The organism is Woeseia oceani (assembly GCF_001677435.1).
Taxonomy (GTDB): domain Bacteria; phylum Pseudomonadota; class Gammaproteobacteria; order Steroidobacterales; family Woeseiaceae; genus Woeseia; species Woeseia oceani.
On the sequence record NZ_CP016268.1, the window covers coordinates 1123880 to 1139600 of the forward strand.

13 protein-coding genes and 4 tRNA genes are annotated in these 15721 nt (G+C 57.6%); 11 read left to right on the forward strand and 6 right to left on the reverse strand.

What is annotated here, in order from left to right:
- Window positions 1–113: 113 nt before the first annotated feature.
- Window positions 114–2309 (forward strand): TonB-dependent receptor, encoded by a 2196-nt coding sequence (locus BA177_RS04755; RefSeq protein ID WP_068613555.1) that lies wholly within the window; start codon window positions 114–116, stop codon window positions 2307–2309.
- 117 nt (window positions 2310–2426) lie between these two features.
- On the opposite strand, the gene BA177_RS04760 is transcribed toward BA177_RS04755, so the two are convergent.
- From BA177_RS04760 to BA177_RS04770, 3 genes are all read right to left on the reverse strand, one after another.
- On the reverse strand, window positions 2427–3446 hold the full coding sequence (locus BA177_RS04760) for an NADP-dependent oxidoreductase (protein WP_197493339.1): 1020 nt from the start codon (window positions 3444–3446) through the stop codon (window positions 2427–2429).
- A gap of 70 nt (window positions 3447–3516) precedes the next feature.
- Window positions 3517–4185, reverse strand: a complete 669-nt coding sequence (locus tag BA177_RS04765) for a pyridoxamine 5'-phosphate oxidase family protein (protein ID WP_068613558.1) — start codon at window positions 4183–4185, stop codon at window positions 3517–3519.
- A 16-nt stretch (window positions 4186–4201) separates the two neighbouring features.
- On the reverse strand, window positions 4202–5668 hold the full coding sequence (locus BA177_RS04770; RefSeq protein ID WP_231892484.1) for an SLC13 family permease: 1467 nt from the start codon (window positions 5666–5668) through the stop codon (window positions 4202–4204).
- A gap of 496 nt (window positions 5669–6164) precedes the next feature.
- Between BA177_RS04770 and BA177_RS04775 the strand changes: the two genes are divergently transcribed.
- Together BA177_RS04775 and BA177_RS04780 are read left to right on the forward strand one after the other, a co-directional pair.
- A complete protein-coding gene (locus tag BA177_RS04775; RefSeq protein WP_068613561.1) occupies window positions 6165–8144 on the forward strand; it encodes an OPT family oligopeptide transporter in 1980 nt (659 codons plus the stop codon).
- 103 nt (window positions 8145–8247) lie between these two features.
- On the forward strand, window positions 8248–9042 hold the full coding sequence (locus tag BA177_RS04780; protein WP_068613564.1) for a DUF4437 domain-containing protein: 795 nt from the start codon (window positions 8248–8250) through the stop codon (window positions 9040–9042).
- A 64-nt stretch (window positions 9043–9106) separates the two neighbouring features.
- On the opposite strand, the gene BA177_RS04785 is transcribed toward BA177_RS04780, so the two are convergent.
- The 3 genes from BA177_RS04785 to cmoA all read right to left on the reverse strand — a co-directional run bounded on the left by BA177_RS04785 (window position 9107) and on the right by cmoA (window position 11411).
- Window positions 9107–9622, reverse strand: a complete 516-nt coding sequence (locus BA177_RS04785; protein WP_231892485.1) for a GbsR/MarR family transcriptional regulator — start codon at window positions 9620–9622, stop codon at window positions 9107–9109.
- Window positions 9623–9713: 91 nt separating this feature from the next.
- Window positions 9714–10679 (reverse strand): tRNA 5-methoxyuridine(34)/uridine 5-oxyacetic acid(34) synthase CmoB, encoded by a 966-nt coding sequence (gene cmoB / locus BA177_RS04790; RefSeq protein WP_068613567.1) that lies wholly within the window; start codon window positions 10677–10679, stop codon window positions 9714–9716.
- Between the two features lie 6 nt (window positions 10680–10685).
- Entirely contained in the window at window positions 10686–11411 is a 726-nt protein-coding gene (gene cmoA, locus BA177_RS04795) for a carboxy-S-adenosyl-L-methionine synthase CmoA (protein WP_068613570.1), read from the reverse strand.
- Between the two features lie 143 nt (window positions 11412–11554).
- Here cmoA and BA177_RS04800 point away from each other — a divergent pair, with 143 nt between their 5' ends.
- From BA177_RS04800 to nusG, 8 genes are all read left to right on the forward strand, one after another.
- Window positions 11555–12067, forward strand: a complete 513-nt coding sequence (locus tag BA177_RS04800; RefSeq protein WP_068613572.1) for a M15 family metallopeptidase — start codon at window positions 11555–11557, stop codon at window positions 12065–12067.
- A 190-nt stretch (window positions 12068–12257) separates the two neighbouring features.
- A tRNA-Tyr gene (locus tag BA177_RS04805) sits at window positions 12258–12342 on the forward strand.
- A gap of 413 nt (window positions 12343–12755) precedes the next feature.
- Window positions 12756–12829, forward strand: a tRNA-Gly gene (locus BA177_RS04810).
- A 31-nt stretch (window positions 12830–12860) separates the two neighbouring features.
- Window positions 12861–12935 (forward strand) — tRNA-Thr (locus tag BA177_RS04815).
- A 113-nt stretch (window positions 12936–13048) separates the two neighbouring features.
- Entirely contained in the window at window positions 13049–14239 is a 1191-nt protein-coding gene (gene tuf, locus BA177_RS04820) for an elongation factor Tu (protein WP_068613575.1), read from the forward strand.
- A 237-nt stretch (window positions 14240–14476) separates the two neighbouring features.
- Window positions 14477–14552: transfer RNA gene (locus BA177_RS04825), tRNA-Trp, on the forward strand.
- 133 nt (window positions 14553–14685) lie between these two features.
- Window positions 14686–15066: a preprotein translocase subunit SecE gene (secE, locus tag BA177_RS04830; protein ID WP_068613580.1), complete on the forward strand. Its 381-nt coding sequence runs from the start codon at window positions 14686–14688 to the stop codon at window positions 15064–15066.
- Window positions 15067–15094: 28 nt separating this feature from the next.
- Window positions 15095–15628, forward strand: coding sequence for a transcription termination/antitermination protein NusG (gene nusG / locus BA177_RS04835; RefSeq protein ID WP_068613583.1), 534 nt, complete (start codon window positions 15095–15097; stop codon window positions 15626–15628).
- The last annotated feature ends 93 nt before the right edge of the window (window positions 15629–15721 follow it).

The window sequence follows — 15721 nt, forward strand, 5'->3', positions numbered from 1 at the left end:
GGACTATACGTGCTTTCGACAATGCGAAACGACGGCCGATGGCACGGGGGAGCCAGTGTTGTGCTTGCACCTAAGCCCGGCTCGATACAGCGAAATTGGATGGAGATCCACACATGCAGATTCTTACCAGGGTGAGTAAGGGAGTACTGTTGACGGCGTGTATCGTCGCAGCGTTTCCTGCAACGGCTTTCAGCCAGAACCGTACGGCTGATGCATTACTTGAAGAGATTATCGTTACCGGTACCAAGCGCGCTGGCGGTATCGATGTACAGGATGCTGGCGTTGCCATCACTGCTTACAACGAGTCGCAGCTCGATGCTATGCATTTGCGCGACGTGCAGGCTATTGGCTACTCAGCACCGAGTGTGCAGCTTGAAGACATTGGTACGACGCGGGGAACAGCCAACTTTTCCATCCGCGGACTCGGAATTAACAGCTCTATTCCATCCATCGATCCAACGGTAGGTGTATTCGTTGATGGTATGTATCTGGGGACTAACACAGGCGTGGTCCTCGATATATTTGATTTGGAAGGTATCGAAGTCTTGCGTGGGCCGCAGGGACTCCTGTTTGGTCGCAACGTGACGGGTGGCGCAGTTCTGTTGCGAACGACACGGCCCAGCGATGCGTTTCGCTTCAAGGGCAAAATGGCCATGGAAACCGGTGACAATATCTATGCCTCAGCGCTGGTTACCGGGCCGCTGAGCGACCGGTGGCGAGGCAAGTTTTCCTTGTACCGCAATGACGACAGTGGCTGGCACACCAACCTCGCAACCGGTGAAGACCACGGTGCGGCTGAAACGACGATGGTTCGTGGCGGCCTTGAGTACCTGCCAAATGATTCGATGAACTTCCTGCTGCGTATGGAGCATGGCGAAACCGAAGGAGATGGCCCGGCATCGCAGAATGAGGGCTTGTACGGCACGACCGGTTTCGGATTCGCGATTGACGAGCCTGGCTACTATGACAATGAATGGAATCAATTCACGTTTGAGTCAACGTTCGATGTGAATGCCGGTGACGGTGAGATCGTCAACATCCTTGGCTGGCGCGAATATTCATCAATGACATTGAGCGATATTGATTCGTCACCGATATTCCTGTTTCACGCGCCAGCGCGTACGGAGCAGGACCAGTTCTCGAACGAGCTGCGTTACTCCGGTTCATACGACAACCTGTACGTGACGACCGGTGCCTACTTCTTCAAGCAGGACCTGTTGTACCTTGAGCGCCGGCTAATTCAGGGTGGCGCGCTGGATATCACGGGTGGCGGTGATCAGGAGTCGGAAACATTCGCTGTCTTTGCGTCTCTTGACGTTGTTCTGAATGACGTATTCACACTGAACTTTGGCGGCCGCTATACGCAAGAAGAAAAGACGGCACGGATTGCGTCGATACCGTTGAACCTGTGTACGATTGATGCCGGTTGCGCCAGTGCAGATCTTAATGACTCCCGCAGCTGGAAGAATTTCACGCCGAAAATTGGTATCCAGGTCAAACCGAACGACTCGACTCAGTTGTACGGATTCTGGACAAAAGGCTTCCGCAGTGGTGGTTACAATATGCGTCACACCGCCGTTGCCATTCCGAACCGCAGCTTCGATGAAGAAGAGCAGTCGTCTTTCGAAGTGGGTGTCAAGAAGGACTTTGCTGACGGCCGCGTGCGTTTGAATGCCGCTGCTTATCACAACACTATCGAAGATATGCAGCGTGAGGTTAACCTCACCGATCCGGTCGTTGGTGTGGTGCAGATCATCCAAAACACCGCTGACGCTACCATCACCGGCCTCGATCTCGAAGCAAGCTGGGTGCTGTCAGATTCGTTGTTCCTGTCCACCAGTCTTGGCTACGTCGACGGCCAGTACGACGAAGTGAACTTCGACATTTCGAGTGACGGTGTCATCGACGCGGGTGACCGTGCACTGCAATTGCCACGGCTTGCTCCCTGGTCCTACGGTGCGCAGCTGGTTTATACCCGCGACTATTCCTGGGGCAATTTGTCGATGCAGGCCAGCGGCTATCGCCGCGATCCGGCGAAGTACACTGATAACAACCGTGGTTCGCTGCGAGCTGCCGACATGTTTGACGCCAGCGTCAACCTGGGCTTCAAAGACAACCGATTGAAGTTCTCGCTCTACGGCAAGAACCTGAAAGACGAGTCAACGATCGGTGGCGATACCCAATTGCCAGGCAACTTCCCAGGCAGTCCGGGCTTCCCGGTGCCGGGATTGTCGGGCAACAAAGCGACCTTCTCGCCGCTGAACAAAGGCCGTGTGTACGGTCTGGAAGTTATTTACGACTACGAATAGACGCGGTTCGCCAAACAAGAAAGCCCCGGCTGGTCCGGGGCTTTTTTTGTGCTCTGCTTTCGTCCGCCGAGTATTGGAGGCAGCCGAAGATTATCAATGCGCTGGTCGGTCTGCGTATTACCCGGGTTCCGCAAGGCGTACGATTTGCTTGCCGACGTTCTTGCCCTGCAATACATCTAGCAATGCCTGCGGCGCATTCTCAATTCCCTCGGCCACCGTTTCCCGGTAGTTCAGGCGACCTTCGGCCAGCCAGCCACTCGCTTTGCGTACGTACTCCATACAGGCATCGCGATCGTCGCTGACTATGAAACCTTTGATTGTCAGGCGTCGTGCAATCATCAGCATCATGCCGCGCGGGCCTGGTTCCTGATGCGCATCGTTGTAATTGGAAATCATTCCGCAGAGTGCAATGCGACCAAAGTTGCGCATATTCCAGAGTGCCGCTTCAAAAATCTTCCCGCCAACGTTTTCGAAATTGACGTCAATGCCGTCCGGACACACGCTGGCGATGCTTTTGGCGATGTTGTCGCTGGTCTTGTAGTTGAACATCGCGTCGTAGCCGAAATCGCTTTCACACAACTCAATTTTTTCGTCAGAGCCCGCGCACCCGGTTACCCGGCAACCGTGGATCTTGGCGAGTTGTCCGACGATGCTGCCGACGGCGCCCGAGGCCGCCGATACAAATACGGTGTCACCGGGCTTCGCCGCGGCGGTTTTCATCAGCCCGACCCAGGCGGTCATACCCGGCATGCCCAGTATGCCGAGATGGTAGGAGAGCGGGACCGCGCCCTCCGCAACCTGGTGCAGACCGGTGCCGTCGGAGATTGAATAGTTTTCCCAGCCCAACATGCCGCTGACAAAATCACCTTTTGCGAATGAGTCGTTACGACTTTCGACGACCTGACCGACGACGCCTGCCTGTAGCACTTCGCCGATCTGAAACGGCGGCACGTAGGATTTGGTGTCATTCATGCGCCCGCGCATGTACGGGTCGACTGACATGAATAGATTACGTACCAGCAATTCGCCGTCGGCGGGCTCGGTGACAGGAGCGTCGGTCAATGTGAAATTGTCTGCGCTTACCCAGCCATCCGGGCGGCTGGCAAGGCGAATCTGGCGATTGATCATGTTTGCCATGGCAATGATGCTCCATGTGATGTGTCGGTGCGTAGCGAGCCTACTGTACCGCAGATATTGCGCACTTGGTTCAAAGTCGCCGATTTTGCAGGGCGAGCACGGCAGGCGATGGCCTTACGCCGGGCTGCAGGCGCTCATCATCGATCAATTGCCCCGAATTTGAGACCACGGGCAATGTCCCTGCCCACACAGGAATGCCGTAGTCGTCTTCTTCGTCTTCAGGCAGTCCACTGGCAACCTTGGCAGCGGCGCTGTCGATGGAAACGGCGATAACGCCGGTCATTTTTACTTCGCGCTCAAGCGGTGCGCGCAGTTCATCCCAGCGGCCGGGCATGAGCTGTTCGCTAATGCACTTCATCGCGTGCAGTTTTTCCTGTGCGGATTCAATGAGAGTTGCTACGCCATGCACCGTTACCGAGCGATAGTTCATTGATGAATTGAATGCCGAGCGCGCCAGCACTATGCCGTCCAGCAGAGTGACATTGATGCAGACCTTGCTGTTCTCGGCGAGCATTCGGATCACTCGTGCTTTCCGCGCGCCGTGAAGGTACAACGTTTCGCCGTCACGAGCGTGAATCATCGGCACGACAAGCGGCTGGCCGTCCTGTACGAATGCCACATGTGCAACCAGCCCGGTATCGAGGATGCGGTGCACAAGTTCGCGATCGTAGCTGGCCTTGTCGCGCAACTGCCGGACGCTGTTCTGTTTGCCGACTGCGTAATTGTCTTCCTGCGTCATGGCGTCCTCTTGCGTATCAATGAAGAAATCGGGGTGCCAGCGTCAATGCAATCAAAGTTACCAGCGCGATGCCGATGAGGTTGAGTGCGAAACCGGCGCGAACCATTTTGGGAATCGTAAGCAGTCCGGAGCCGAATACGATGGCGTTGGGCGGTGTCGCAACTGGCAGCATGAACGCACAACTTGCCGCGAACGTCACCGGCACCGCGAGGACCACCGGGTCAATACCTGCTTCGATGGCAATAGCTCCAACTACCGGGAGAAAGGTGGCTGTCGTCGCGATATTGCTGGTGAGTTCTGTAAGGAAAATGATCAATGCCGCGACGAGCATGACCAACAGTGCAATTGGCAGCGCGCCGAACGCATTGAGGCTGGTGCCCAACCACGCGGCAAGTCCGGTGTTACTGAAAGCCCCCGCAAGTGATAAACCACCCCCGAACAGCAACAATATGCTCCATGGCAATTTTTCAACATGTACCCAACGGATAAGAAGCGGGTCGTTGCGATCGCCACTTGGTATCAAGAACAGCGCGACGGCGCCGGCCATGGCGATACCGGAGTCATCCAGTCCCGACAGGCCGGGTAGCTGAATGAGCAGCGGACGGAAAATCCAGGCCAGGGCGAGTACTACGAATACGATACCGACCCGCTGTTCCGGAATGGAAATCGTGCCCATGTCGTCTTTCATGGCACGCAGTGTGGCGCGGCCCTCGCCGGAGGTCTTGAAGTCAACGCGGAATACCCAGCGTGTCAGAGACAGCCACGCAAGTGGCAGCAACAACGCGCTCATGGGTATCCCGACCATCATCCAGCTTGAGAAATCGATGGTTGTACCGTAGCTCTCGAGCATGAACGCAGCCAGCAAGGCGTTCGGCACTGTGCCGACCAGAGTAGCCATGCCGCCAATCGAGGACGCGTACGCGATTCCCAGCAACAGTGCGTACTGAAAGTCGTGGCGGGCCCGGTCGTCAAGGCCGCCAACCGTCGAATGAATGACGCCGATGATGGACACGGCAATAGGCAGCATCATCATGGTTGTTGAAGTATTCATTACCCACATGCTCAACAGAGCACTGGCAATCATGAAGCCGCCTATCAGGGATCGGCCATTGCCACCTGCGTGCTGCAGAATAGTCAGGGCTATCCGCCGATGCAGATTCCAGCGTTGCATGGTAAAGGCGACGATGAAACCGCCGAGAAAAAGATAGATCACTTTGTTCGCGTACGGTGATGACGTTGTCTGCATATCCGCGATACCGAGTAGCGGGAACGCGACCAGTGGGAGTAGCGCGGTAACGGCAATCGGGACCGCCTCTGTTGCCCACCATACGGCCATGAGCAATGCCATTGCGGCTGTGCGCCAGGCTGCAACCGACAAGTCACCGGGCGGGTTTGAGAGCAGTATGGATAATGCCAGCAGGGGGCCAAGGATGAGGCCTACCGTCTGGTGTGTACTTCGTCCGTCTAGCGCTGATTCACTCAATACTCTTCCCCCGCCGTTCATCTTGAAGCAGCGAAGCGTACCTTGCTGCTCGTCCGGGTACGAGTTCGGGGCGCAGACGTACCGACCCGATCTCGCCCACATCTTGTGTGACTATCGCAGTAGCCCACAAGATGTAGTAGCATTCTCGCCGTACCATACCGGTACGCACGGAGATGGAGTGTTATCAGGGCAGATCCGATGTCACCGCAGGCAGGAATGCCAGTCAGGTTTCGGTAGCGCGTTTCCTCTCAATTCACGCGACCGTAGCCGCTTCCGGAGCGGCAACCAACTGGCGGTACATCGATTCGGCACGGCGAATGGCGATTGATGCTGACGCAAGGAGCGTAGCAACGATCAGCAACCGCGCAGTGCCAGCCGGTTAACATCCGCGCTTCTATGCCGCCCAGTTTCTGGGCGGCTTTTTTATTGGCGCATGCGGTGCCTGTCATCAGGCTTTTGTGTATCGTGTTCTTCCGCTGCCGGGAGGTTCAGACGCATGAGCAGTACTCAGGAAAAAAGGACGGGCCTGTCACCGCTCGCTTACCTTGTGCCAGACGAGGGTAAAGAGTACGAGCCCTATGTACCACCTGCTGCTGCACTGCCTGAGCTGACACTGAAATCGGTATTGCTGGGTATCTTCTTTGGCGTCGTGTTCGGCGCGGCCAATGCTTACCTCGGCTTGCGTGCGGGCCTTACTATCAGTACCTCCATACCGGTCGCGGTGATGACCGTCGCGGCCTTCAAAGCGCTGGAGTCGGTCGGCTATTCCGGGAATATCCTCGAAGCCAACTTGTCGCAAACCATCGGCTCGGCATCCAGTTCGCTCGCCAGTGGCGTGATCTTCACCTTGCCTGCGTTATTCCTGTGGGGCCTTGCTCCGGGCTTGTTGCAAATGACTCTGCTGGCGCTGTGTGGAGGACTCATAGGCATCCTGTTCATGATTCCGTTGCGGCGACTATTGATCAAGGGCGAACACGGTCGTTTGCCGTACCCGGAAGGCACGGCTTGCGCTGAAGTATTGGTTGCCAACGAAGTGGGTGGCCAAAACGCGCGTTACATTTTTTTCGGCCTGGGCCTGGGGGCTTTTTTCAAGTTCCTGACCTCGTGGCTGCACGTGATTCCTGCTCAAGTGGCCAGCAAGATACCGTTTCTGAAAAAGGGCGAACTGGGACTGGATCTGTCGGCGGCGCTGTTTGGTGTCGGCTATATCCTCGGGCCGCGCATTGCGACGGTGATGGTGGGCGGAGGTCTGCTGGCCTGGGTTGTCATCATCCCGTCGATCAATGCCTGGGGTGAAGGCTTCACGACTCCGGTGTTTCCGGAAACCGTGCGTCTGATTGCGGACATGAGTCCGGCCCAGCTCTGGACGCGTTACGTGCGTTATATCGGCGCAGGCGCGGTTGCTACCGCCGGTATCATCACGTTGATACGCAGTATTCCGGTGATGGTGCATAGCTTTCGCATCGGGACCGGGGAGTTGCAGGCTTGCCTGGGCGATGGGTCCGAACCGCCTGGCGCTGTTAGCCGCACGGATAGCGACTTGCCATTGAAGTTTGTCGGCTTTGGGCTGCTGGTCGTCGCGGCAGTGCTGGCCTTCGTACCGCAGGTGTTTAGTGATATTGGTGGCTTGCCCGTGCGACTGGTGGCCGCTGTATGCGTGGTTGTGTTCGCGTTCTTCTTTGTGACCGTCGCCTCGAGAATTGTTGGTCTGGTTGGCGTGACCAGCAATCCAACCAGCGGTATGACGATTGCCTCGTTACTGGGTACCGCTGGCATTTTTCTGGTCATGGGCTGGACAGATATGGCGGGAAAGGCGGGCGCATTGACAGTCGGCTGTGTTGTCGCGATCGCCGCATCCATCGCAGGCGATACATCTCAGGATTTAAAAACGGGTTACCTGCTCGGTGCGACGCCGCGCCGCCAACAAATCGGTGAACTCATCGGCGTGCTGTCATCGGCGACCTTCGTTTGCCTGTCGGTATTGTTGCTGGCGGAGACCTTCACTTTTGGTGGCACGGAATTGCCCGCACCGCAGGCAACGCTGATGAAACTGGTTATCGAAGGCGTGCTTGATCAACAATTACCCTGGGGCTTTGTCGGTATTGGTATCGGTATAGCGTTGTTGTGCGAGTTATTAAAGGTCCCATCGTTGCCCTTTGCCGTCGGCGTTTACCTGCCTGTGTCAACGATGACGCCGTTATTCCTGGGCGGATTGTTGCGCGGCTTTTTTGAGCGCCAGGCGAAGTCCAGAGACGTTGCGGCAGTACGTCGCGAGAGAGGCATATTGCTGGGCAGCGGTTTCGTTGGTGGCGAAGGATTGCTGGGCGTGGGCATCGCCGCTGTTGCGTTCGTGCAGAACCGCAAGCCAGAGGGGATCGGTACAGAGTGGCTGGGTGCTCCATGGCTTGTTGAAACCGTTGGGTTGATTGCATTCGGGTTTTTCATTGCCGGCTTTGTACACTTGATCAGGCGATGAACGTGTCTCAATGGAGTTCCGCTGAATGGGAACTCTGTCGCAGTCTGACGGCGATGTTCACTGTCAGTATGCATCAGGAATCAATTGCAGGAGAGTAGTGCCCATGCGCACATTGCTGGTTTGTCTGTTACTGGCGTTGGCAGGTTGTGCGACAACCCGGCCACAGTTGCCGTACCCGGTGTTCGTGCAGGCCGACGAACTGCCGGACGTGTTTCTGGCGGCATTGCCGGGTGTGCGTGCCAAGCAGTTCGCGGGTAACCCGCAAACGCGCCGGTCGAGCAATCGTATCGTTTTGCCAGCCAACTGGACCGGGTCCAGCGGCGCATCGCCCGGCAAAAGTCTTGAGTTGTATGTTTTGTACGGCGAGATGCGGATAGCTGATCTTACGCTTGAGCCAGGCGGCTACGTATGGATTCCGCCAGGCTTTAGCGGGGTCAACCTGAGTTCAACGTATGGCGCTGAGGTCCTGTACTTTCTTGACGATGCCAACCCGCAGAACGAGTACAAGTCCCCGATCATCTACAGCAGCGAAGTCGTGGCCTGGCAGCCCCTGTCCGATGCTCCGCAAGATCGCGGCATGATGGTCAAGGAAATGCGCCGCGACCCGGGCAGCGGGTCGCGGACCTGGCTGCTGCAAGTAAAGCCTGAGGCGCGCGTAGCCTGGCAACGACGCGAACGGGTTCTCGAGGGCTATCTTATTTCCGGCCGTTACGAGGGCAGCGAGTGCTACGGTGGTGAGCCGGTAACGGGGGTCTACACCGAGGGCGGTTACTTTCATCGTCCGGCAAATACCGTTCACGGTGGCCCTGGCGAACGTGCACTGGAGACGTCGGTCTGGCTATTGCGCGTGAAAGGTGACAGCGAGCCGGTTCTCGTTGATGAATGCGCCTCTCCCTGACGCAGGCGGTGCATACTGAATCGGTTGCTGCCGGCAGAAAGCGGTCGGCGCGTCTGGTGGTTGCCTACTTCACGAACTTCGTGATGCCGACGCCCAATTTCATCAGCTTGGTCAGCGTTGATGACGGCACTTCGTGAATTTTTTCGTACCAGTCGCTGGTGCCTTCAACGAAGTTCAGCATGTTGCGGATGCGTTCTTTGGTTGCCGGGTCGGTTTCCGCTTCAGCGTCAACGTCTTCCGCGCACTTGCGCAACATCGTGAGTGTCGGGTTCAGTTCACGTTCCTTGCGCTGCTGAATAATGACGCGAAACAGATCCCACACATCGTGCAGTGATTCGAAGTAATCGCGGCGGTCACCCAGAACATGGGTCATCTTGACCAGACCGTAACTCTGTAATTCGCGGATGCTGGTACTGACGTTGGAGCGGGCGACCGACAACAGCTCCACAATCTCGTCGGCCCGCAACGGGTGTGGTGACAAATAGAGCAGGGCCTGAATTTGCGCGACGGTGCGGTTGGTGCCCCAGCGGGTGCCCATTTCCCCCCAGTGGAGTACGTATTTTTCAATTGCGGGCGACATTCGCATTTCGTTCACTTATTTCTGAGCAGACAGAAGGATTAGAAGTATACGCCGATACTGGCGTTGGAAAACAGCTTGTCGAGCAGCGGCCTCAATCGTTGCGAGCGATTAATGTGGCGCGGAGTGGCGCTGGCCAGCCTTCGACGGTGAGGCTGGGGTCGTCCGGATCAAGTGCTTCGCGCAAGGATTCAAATGGCATCCAGTCGGTGGAGCGTTGTTCGTCGGGAGTGGTTGCGCTGAGGTCCGCGCAGTGCACGGCGCGAAAGCCGGTCCGTTCGAGCCAGACGGTCAGTTCGCTGACAGTCGGCAGCATCCAGACATTGCGCATGCGCGCATAGCGGCCCGGTGGGGTGCGGGCGTAGGTACCGTCGCCCGGCAATACCAGGGTCTCGAGTACGAGTTCACCCCCCTGGCGCAGTTGCCCGCGCAGCTCCCGCAAGTGATCGACGGGCGAACGGCGATGGTAAAGGACACCCATGGAAAAAACGGTGTCGAATACGCCGCTTGCAGGGAGTTCCTCACAGGTCAGCGGCAGCACGTGTACCGGCAATGGCGGCAGAAAATGCCGTAATGCCTGAAATTGCATGACGAACAGTAACGTTGGGTCGATGCCGATAACGCAACGGGCGCCGGCGCCGTGCATGCGCAGAGCGTAGTAGCCATTGCCGCAGCCAACGTCCAGTACCGTGCGGCCAGCCAGCGGGCTGATCGCCGCTGCGACCCGCGACCATTTGAGGTCGGAACGCCATTCGCAGTCCACAATCAGACCGCCGATATCAAAAGGCCCTTTGCGCCATGGCATTAATTTGCGCAACTGGGCTTCGGCCTGAGCACGTTCTGCCGGCGGTAATTCGGCGTCGAGCAAACGCACTGTGCCGGTGTCGAGTGCCACCGCGCCCGGCGACACTGGCGGCAAGGCCCGCACGGCGTCCAGCCAGGCCGGCATATCGCCATGCGCCGCCCGGTTCAAACGGGCATCGAGCAGCGGTCCGAGCAGTGCTGGCCAGTCCGCCAGGCCGGCTGCGGTGAGATCGTCGCAGAGCGTTTGTCTGTCCATGCGCGCTCAGCGCACCGCAACGAAAGACACGAAACTAAACCAGCGCAGCCACACGCCGGCACGCCGAAAGCCCGCGTTCTGCAGCCGTTCCAGATGGGTGGCAACCGTATCCGGGATCAGCACGTTTTCGATGGCGGCGCGCTTGCGTGCAATCTCGAGCTCGCTGTAGGCGTTCTGGCGTTTGAAGTCGTGGTGCAGGTCGATGAGCAACGCATCGAATTCCGGGTCTTCATGGGTAACTTTCTCGGACAGAACCAGCACGCCATTGTCGCGCATGCCGCGGGCGATGCGGCCGATGAGTTCGTTTCGCTCTGCGGCCGGGATGAACTGCAAGGTGTAATTCAGGACGACCATCGATGCATTGTCGATGGGGGTTTCGCGCAAATCAGCTTCCACAACCTCAACGGGAGTTGCGGCGTTGTCGGCTTCGACGATGTTCCGGCAGTGCTCGATCATCGCCGGCGCATTGTCCACGGCGACGATCCGGCAGTCCGGTACGGTGATTCCGTGACGCATCGCGAGCGTTGCGGCGCCCAGAGAGCAACCCAGATCGTAACAGGTGCTTCCCGGCTGCACTGCGCGGCGCGCCAAGCCGTTGATGGCTTCTATAGTCTGCGCATAGCCGGGAATCGAACGGCGCAGCATATCTGGAAATACGCTGGCGACCGCATCGTTAAACTCGAACGAACCAATCGCCGCGCTTTGGCTGGTGTAAAGGGTGTCTCGGGACATATTGGAACCGGTGCTGGTTGGCAGGGGCGCATTGTAGTCGTGCTTGCGCGGGCCTGCATGTGCCGATTCATAGGCAGCGGTGGTTGCCGGGAGAATGCAATGTGGGACAATCCGCGGCTTCTGCCCAACTTACAGGTACTGCGATGCTGTCCGATGATCAGCGCTCCCTGCACGAGGAACTAGGTATACCTGCGGATTATGGCCGGGGCGGTCACCCGCCTTACCACCCGGATGCCCTTGAACTGATTGACGTGGGCCCGAATCTCGTCGGCCGGATGCAGCGGCTGACGCCGGATGCCGCTGCGCAGTGGACCGCCATGGTCGCGGCCGCAGCCGCGGCGGGCGTGCGCCTGCTGATGGTTTCCGGATTTCGCAGCTTTGACTACCAGGCGGAGCTGATCCGGACCAAGCTTGCGGCGGGCCAGGGCATCAGGGAGGTCCTGCGTGTCAATGCCGCCCCCGGCTACAGCGAGCACCACAGCGGTCGCGCAATTGATATTGCAACACCCGGCAGCCGGCCGCTCACAGAAGCCTTCGAAGACACGGAAGCCTTTGTGTGGCTTCAGAAAAATGCTGCCGACTTCGGCTTTTCCATGAGCTACCCGCGCGCCAACAAGGACGGATTCGTCTACGAGCCCTGGCACTGGGCGCTGTAAATAGTGGCAATTCGAGCTGTTTGCCAGAGGCAGGGAATTCTTGAATCACGACGTTTCTTGACTTCCAGACCCCAGTCAGGAAAATGCGCCGCCCGCGACAGGCTTTAGCGTCGCACTGAAAGCCCGGTAACTCAGGACTTTCTGTTGACAGGCCGGCATCAGGATTAGACAATGCCCGGCTTGTGTGCGCGGAGGGGTACTCAAGCGGTCAACGAGGGCAGACTGTAAATCTGCTGGCTATGCCTACGTAGGTTCGAATCCTACCCCCTCCACCAGTAATGAAGCCCGGTGGCGGCGGTAGCGAGCAAGGCAAGGCGCTGACTGCAAGTACCGGCAAACAGAGTCAGCAGGAATGCTGCGATAAGGCAAGGTGAGTGAATCGGATGGACCGGTCCACGTAGCCTTTGCAAGATTGAGCGATTTCCTGGCAAGGATTACAGAGCTAACGATTTCCAGAATTCGGACGGTTGGATCAGAGACTTCCGGATTTTTTTTGTGCGTGGTGAAAATCAGAGTGTGGCCCCGACGGCGTAGCGATACGTCGTTTTTTTGCTGCACCTGAAACGCAACAGAAGGAGCTGGCGAGCTGCGGCCCGGGTTCCGACCGAAGGTCGGCAGAATGCAGTCAGGCAGTTGCAGGAATTCAGGAGTGGCAATCGAAGGTTGCTAACTCGAAACAGGACGAAGTGCGGGTGTAGTTCAACGGTAGAACCTCAGCCTTCCAAGCTGATGATGTGGGTTCGATTCCCATCACCCGCTCCAGTTTGGGCGGGCGGCAGGGCTGCCAAAGTACGCCCACATAGCTCAGGGGTAGAGCACTTCCTTGGTAAGGAAGAGGTCCCCGGTTCAAATCCGGGTGTGGGCTCCAGTTACAACTGGGTGCAGTAGCGGGAACAGTTAAGAAAATCGGCGATGGTGCCGTCCGGGATTGGCCAGAAGATCTGGCGAAAAAAAATCTAAAAATTCACGAGAGTTAAGGACATGTCGAAAGCAAAATTTGAGCGTAACAAGCCGCACGTAAACGTAGGCACGATTGGTCACGTAGATCATGGCAAGACGACGTTGACAGCGGCGCTGACGAAAGTAATGGCGGAGACCTACGGTGGTGAAGTTTCGGCCTACGATCAGATTGACAATGCTCCTGAGGAGCGTGAGCGCGGCATTACGATTGCGACGGCGCACGTAGAGTACGAGAGCGAGAACCGTCATTACGCTCACGTTGACTGCCCGGGACACGCGGACTACGTGAAGAACATGATCACGGGCGCGGCGCAGATGGACGGCGCGATCCTGGTGGTCAGCGCAGCTGACGGCCCGATGCCACAGACCCGCGAGCACATCCTGTTGGCTCGCCAGGTCGGCGTGCCGTACATCGTGGTTTACCTGAACAAGGCTGACCAGGTGGATGACGAAGAGCTGCTGGAGCTGGTTGAGATGGAAGTGCGCGATCTTCTGTCGACCTACGAGTTCCCGGGCGACGACACCCCGATCGTAACGGGTTCGGCGCTGAAGGCGTTTGAAGGCGATACCTCCGACATCGGTGTTCCGTCGGTGGTCAAGCTGGTCGAAGCCATGGACAGCTACATTCCGCAGCCTGAGCGCGCAATTGATGGCGACTTCCTGATGCCGGTAGAGGACGTGTTCTCTATCTCGGGTCGAGGTACGGTCGTTACCGGTCGTATCGAGCGCGGCATCGTGAAGGTAGGCGATGAAATCGCGATCGTGGGTATCAAGGACACGTTGAAGACGACCTGCACAGGCGTTGAGATGTTCCGCAAGCTGCTTGACCAGGGTCAGGCGGGCGACAACGTGGGCGTACTGTTGCGCGGCACGAAGCGCGAAGAAGTGGAGCGCGGTCAGGTACTGGCGAAGCCGGGCTCGATCACGCCGCACACCAAGTTCGAGGCGGAAGTCTACATTCTGAGCAAGGATGAAGGCGGTCGTCACACGCCGTTCTTCAAGGGCTACCGTCCGCAGTTTTACTTCCGTACGACGGACGTAACGGGCGCCTGCGAATTGCCGGAAGGCACCGAGATGGTGATGCCGGGCGACAACGTGCAGATGGTCGTAGAGCTGATCGCACCGATCGCGATGGAAGACGGTCTGCGCTTTGCTATCCGCGAAGGTGGCCGCACGGTCGGCGCTGGCGTGGTTGCGAAAGTTATTGAGTAATGGGTAACGGCAGCAGGTTCTGAACAGGGCCTGCTGCCGCTTATTCCGGAGTAAGGACCTGCTCTTACCAAGTTCTGGCCAGCCTGCGAGGGTAAAGGCTTCGGCTTGCGGGAGTGGGGCGCGAAATTTGGATCGGACTGCGAGTCGCGTAGGAACTGCAACGCGTTTACGGGGTCGGAGCGCAAACGACAATTTTTGGGTGTTGGCTGATCGTTTGGTCGGCACCGTGTTGACACTAGGCCAGTAGCTCAATTGGCAGAGCGGCGGTCTCCAAAACCGCAGGTTGGGGGTTCGATTCCCTCCTGGCCTGCCATTAGGCAGGCGGACAGATGTGCGCTTGCAGGTGCCGAAAAGCCGGGCGCGTATGCGTTCCGGCTTTGATGCTGGCAACAGTGCGAATCGGCTGACCGCGGGTCAGCTGTTTAATGAAGTAGACGACGGACGACATGGCAACTACGACCGAAACAAGTCAGAGCGGCGCGCTGGACATAGTCAAACTGCTGATCGCAGCCTTTGTGCTGGTTGGCGGTTTATTTGCCTACTACTACTACGTCGACATGTCTTTGCCATTGCGAGTGCTGATGGTTCTGGCAGGCGTTGCGGCTGGCATAGGCATTGCCATGACGAGTGCGCAGGGACGGCGGCTGAGCGCCTTCGTCCAGGGTTCGCGCATCGAAATTCGCAAAGTTATCTGGCCGACACGAACGGAAACGACGCAAACTGCGATCGCCGTTTTTGTGTTTACGCTGGTTATGGCCCTGTTTTTCTGGGGTCTCGATTCATTCCTGTTGTGGCTGACGCGTACGCTCGTCGGCTCAACGACCTGATTGACTGGATTCCGAAGAGGTAAGCGCGGTGGCGTTACGCTGGTATATCGTTCATGCCTACTCGAATTTCGAGCACAAGGTGAAGTCGTCGCTTGAAGAGCGCATCAAGATGGTGGGCCTCGAGCACAAGTTCGGCGACATCCTGGTGCCGACCGAAGAAGTGGTCGAAATGCGCGAAGGCAACAAGCGTCGCAGCGAGCGCAAATTTTTCCCGGGCTACGTGCTTGTGCAGATGGAGATGGACGACGAAACCTGGCACCTCGTCAAAGAGGTTCCGAAGGTTCTGGGGTTCATAGGTGGTTCGAGCGACCGACCGGCACCCATCACGCAGAAAGAAGCCGACAATATTCTGCAGCGTGTGCAGGAAGGCGTCGACAAGCCGCGGCCGAAGGTGCTGTTTGAGCCCGGTGAAGTGGTTCGGGTTATCGACGGACCGTTCAATGACTTCAGTGGCGTGGTTGAGAAAGTTAACTACGAAAAGAGTCGCCTGCAGGTAGCAGTGCAGATTCTGGGTCGATCGACACCGGTTGAACTTGATTTCGGTCAGGTTGAAAAGGGTTAGACACGGTTTCGAGGCGTTTCTGCTGGCCTCATTAAAAATGCAGCGGAATCGGCGATAGCCGGTGCAAGTTAAGAATCAGGGTCGCGGCAGTGA

Coding starts and splice junctions, on each gene's coding strand:
- BA177_RS04780 (WP_068613564.1), top strand. CDS start 8,248: ATGCGCACATTGCTGGTTTGTCTGTTACTGGCGTTGGCAGGTTGTGCG.
- BA177_RS04765 (WP_068613558.1), bottom strand. CDS start 4,185: ATGACGCAGGAAGACAATTACGCAGTCGGCAAACAGAACAGCGTCCGG.
- tuf (WP_068613575.1), top strand. CDS start 13,049: ATGTCGAAAGCAAAATTTGAGCGTAACAAGCCGCACGTAAACGTAGGC.
- BA177_RS04775 (WP_068613561.1), top strand. CDS start 6,165: ATGAGCAGTACTCAGGAAAAAAGGACGGGCCTGTCACCGCTCGCTTAC.
- cmoA (WP_068613570.1), bottom strand. CDS start 11,411: ATGTCCCGAGACACCCTTTACACCAGCCAAAGCGCGGCGATTGGTTCG.
- BA177_RS04760 (WP_197493339.1), bottom strand. CDS start 3,446: ATGGCAAACATGATCAATCGCCAGATTCGCCTTGCCAGCCGCCCGGAT.
- secE (WP_068613580.1), top strand. CDS start 14,686: ATGGCAACTACGACCGAAACAAGTCAGAGCGGCGCGCTGGACATAGTC.
- cmoB (WP_068613567.1), bottom strand. CDS start 10,679: ATGGACAGACAAACGCTCTGCGACGATCTCACCGCAGCCGGCCTGGCG.
- BA177_RS04785 (WP_231892485.1), bottom strand. CDS start 9,622: ATGTCGCCCGCAATTGAAAAATACGTACTCCACTGGGGGGAAATGGGC.
- BA177_RS04755 (WP_068613555.1), top strand. CDS start 114: ATGCAGATTCTTACCAGGGTGAGTAAGGGAGTACTGTTGACGGCGTGT.
- BA177_RS04800 (WP_068613572.1), top strand. CDS start 11,555: ATGCTGTCCGATGATCAGCGCTCCCTGCACGAGGAACTAGGTATACCT.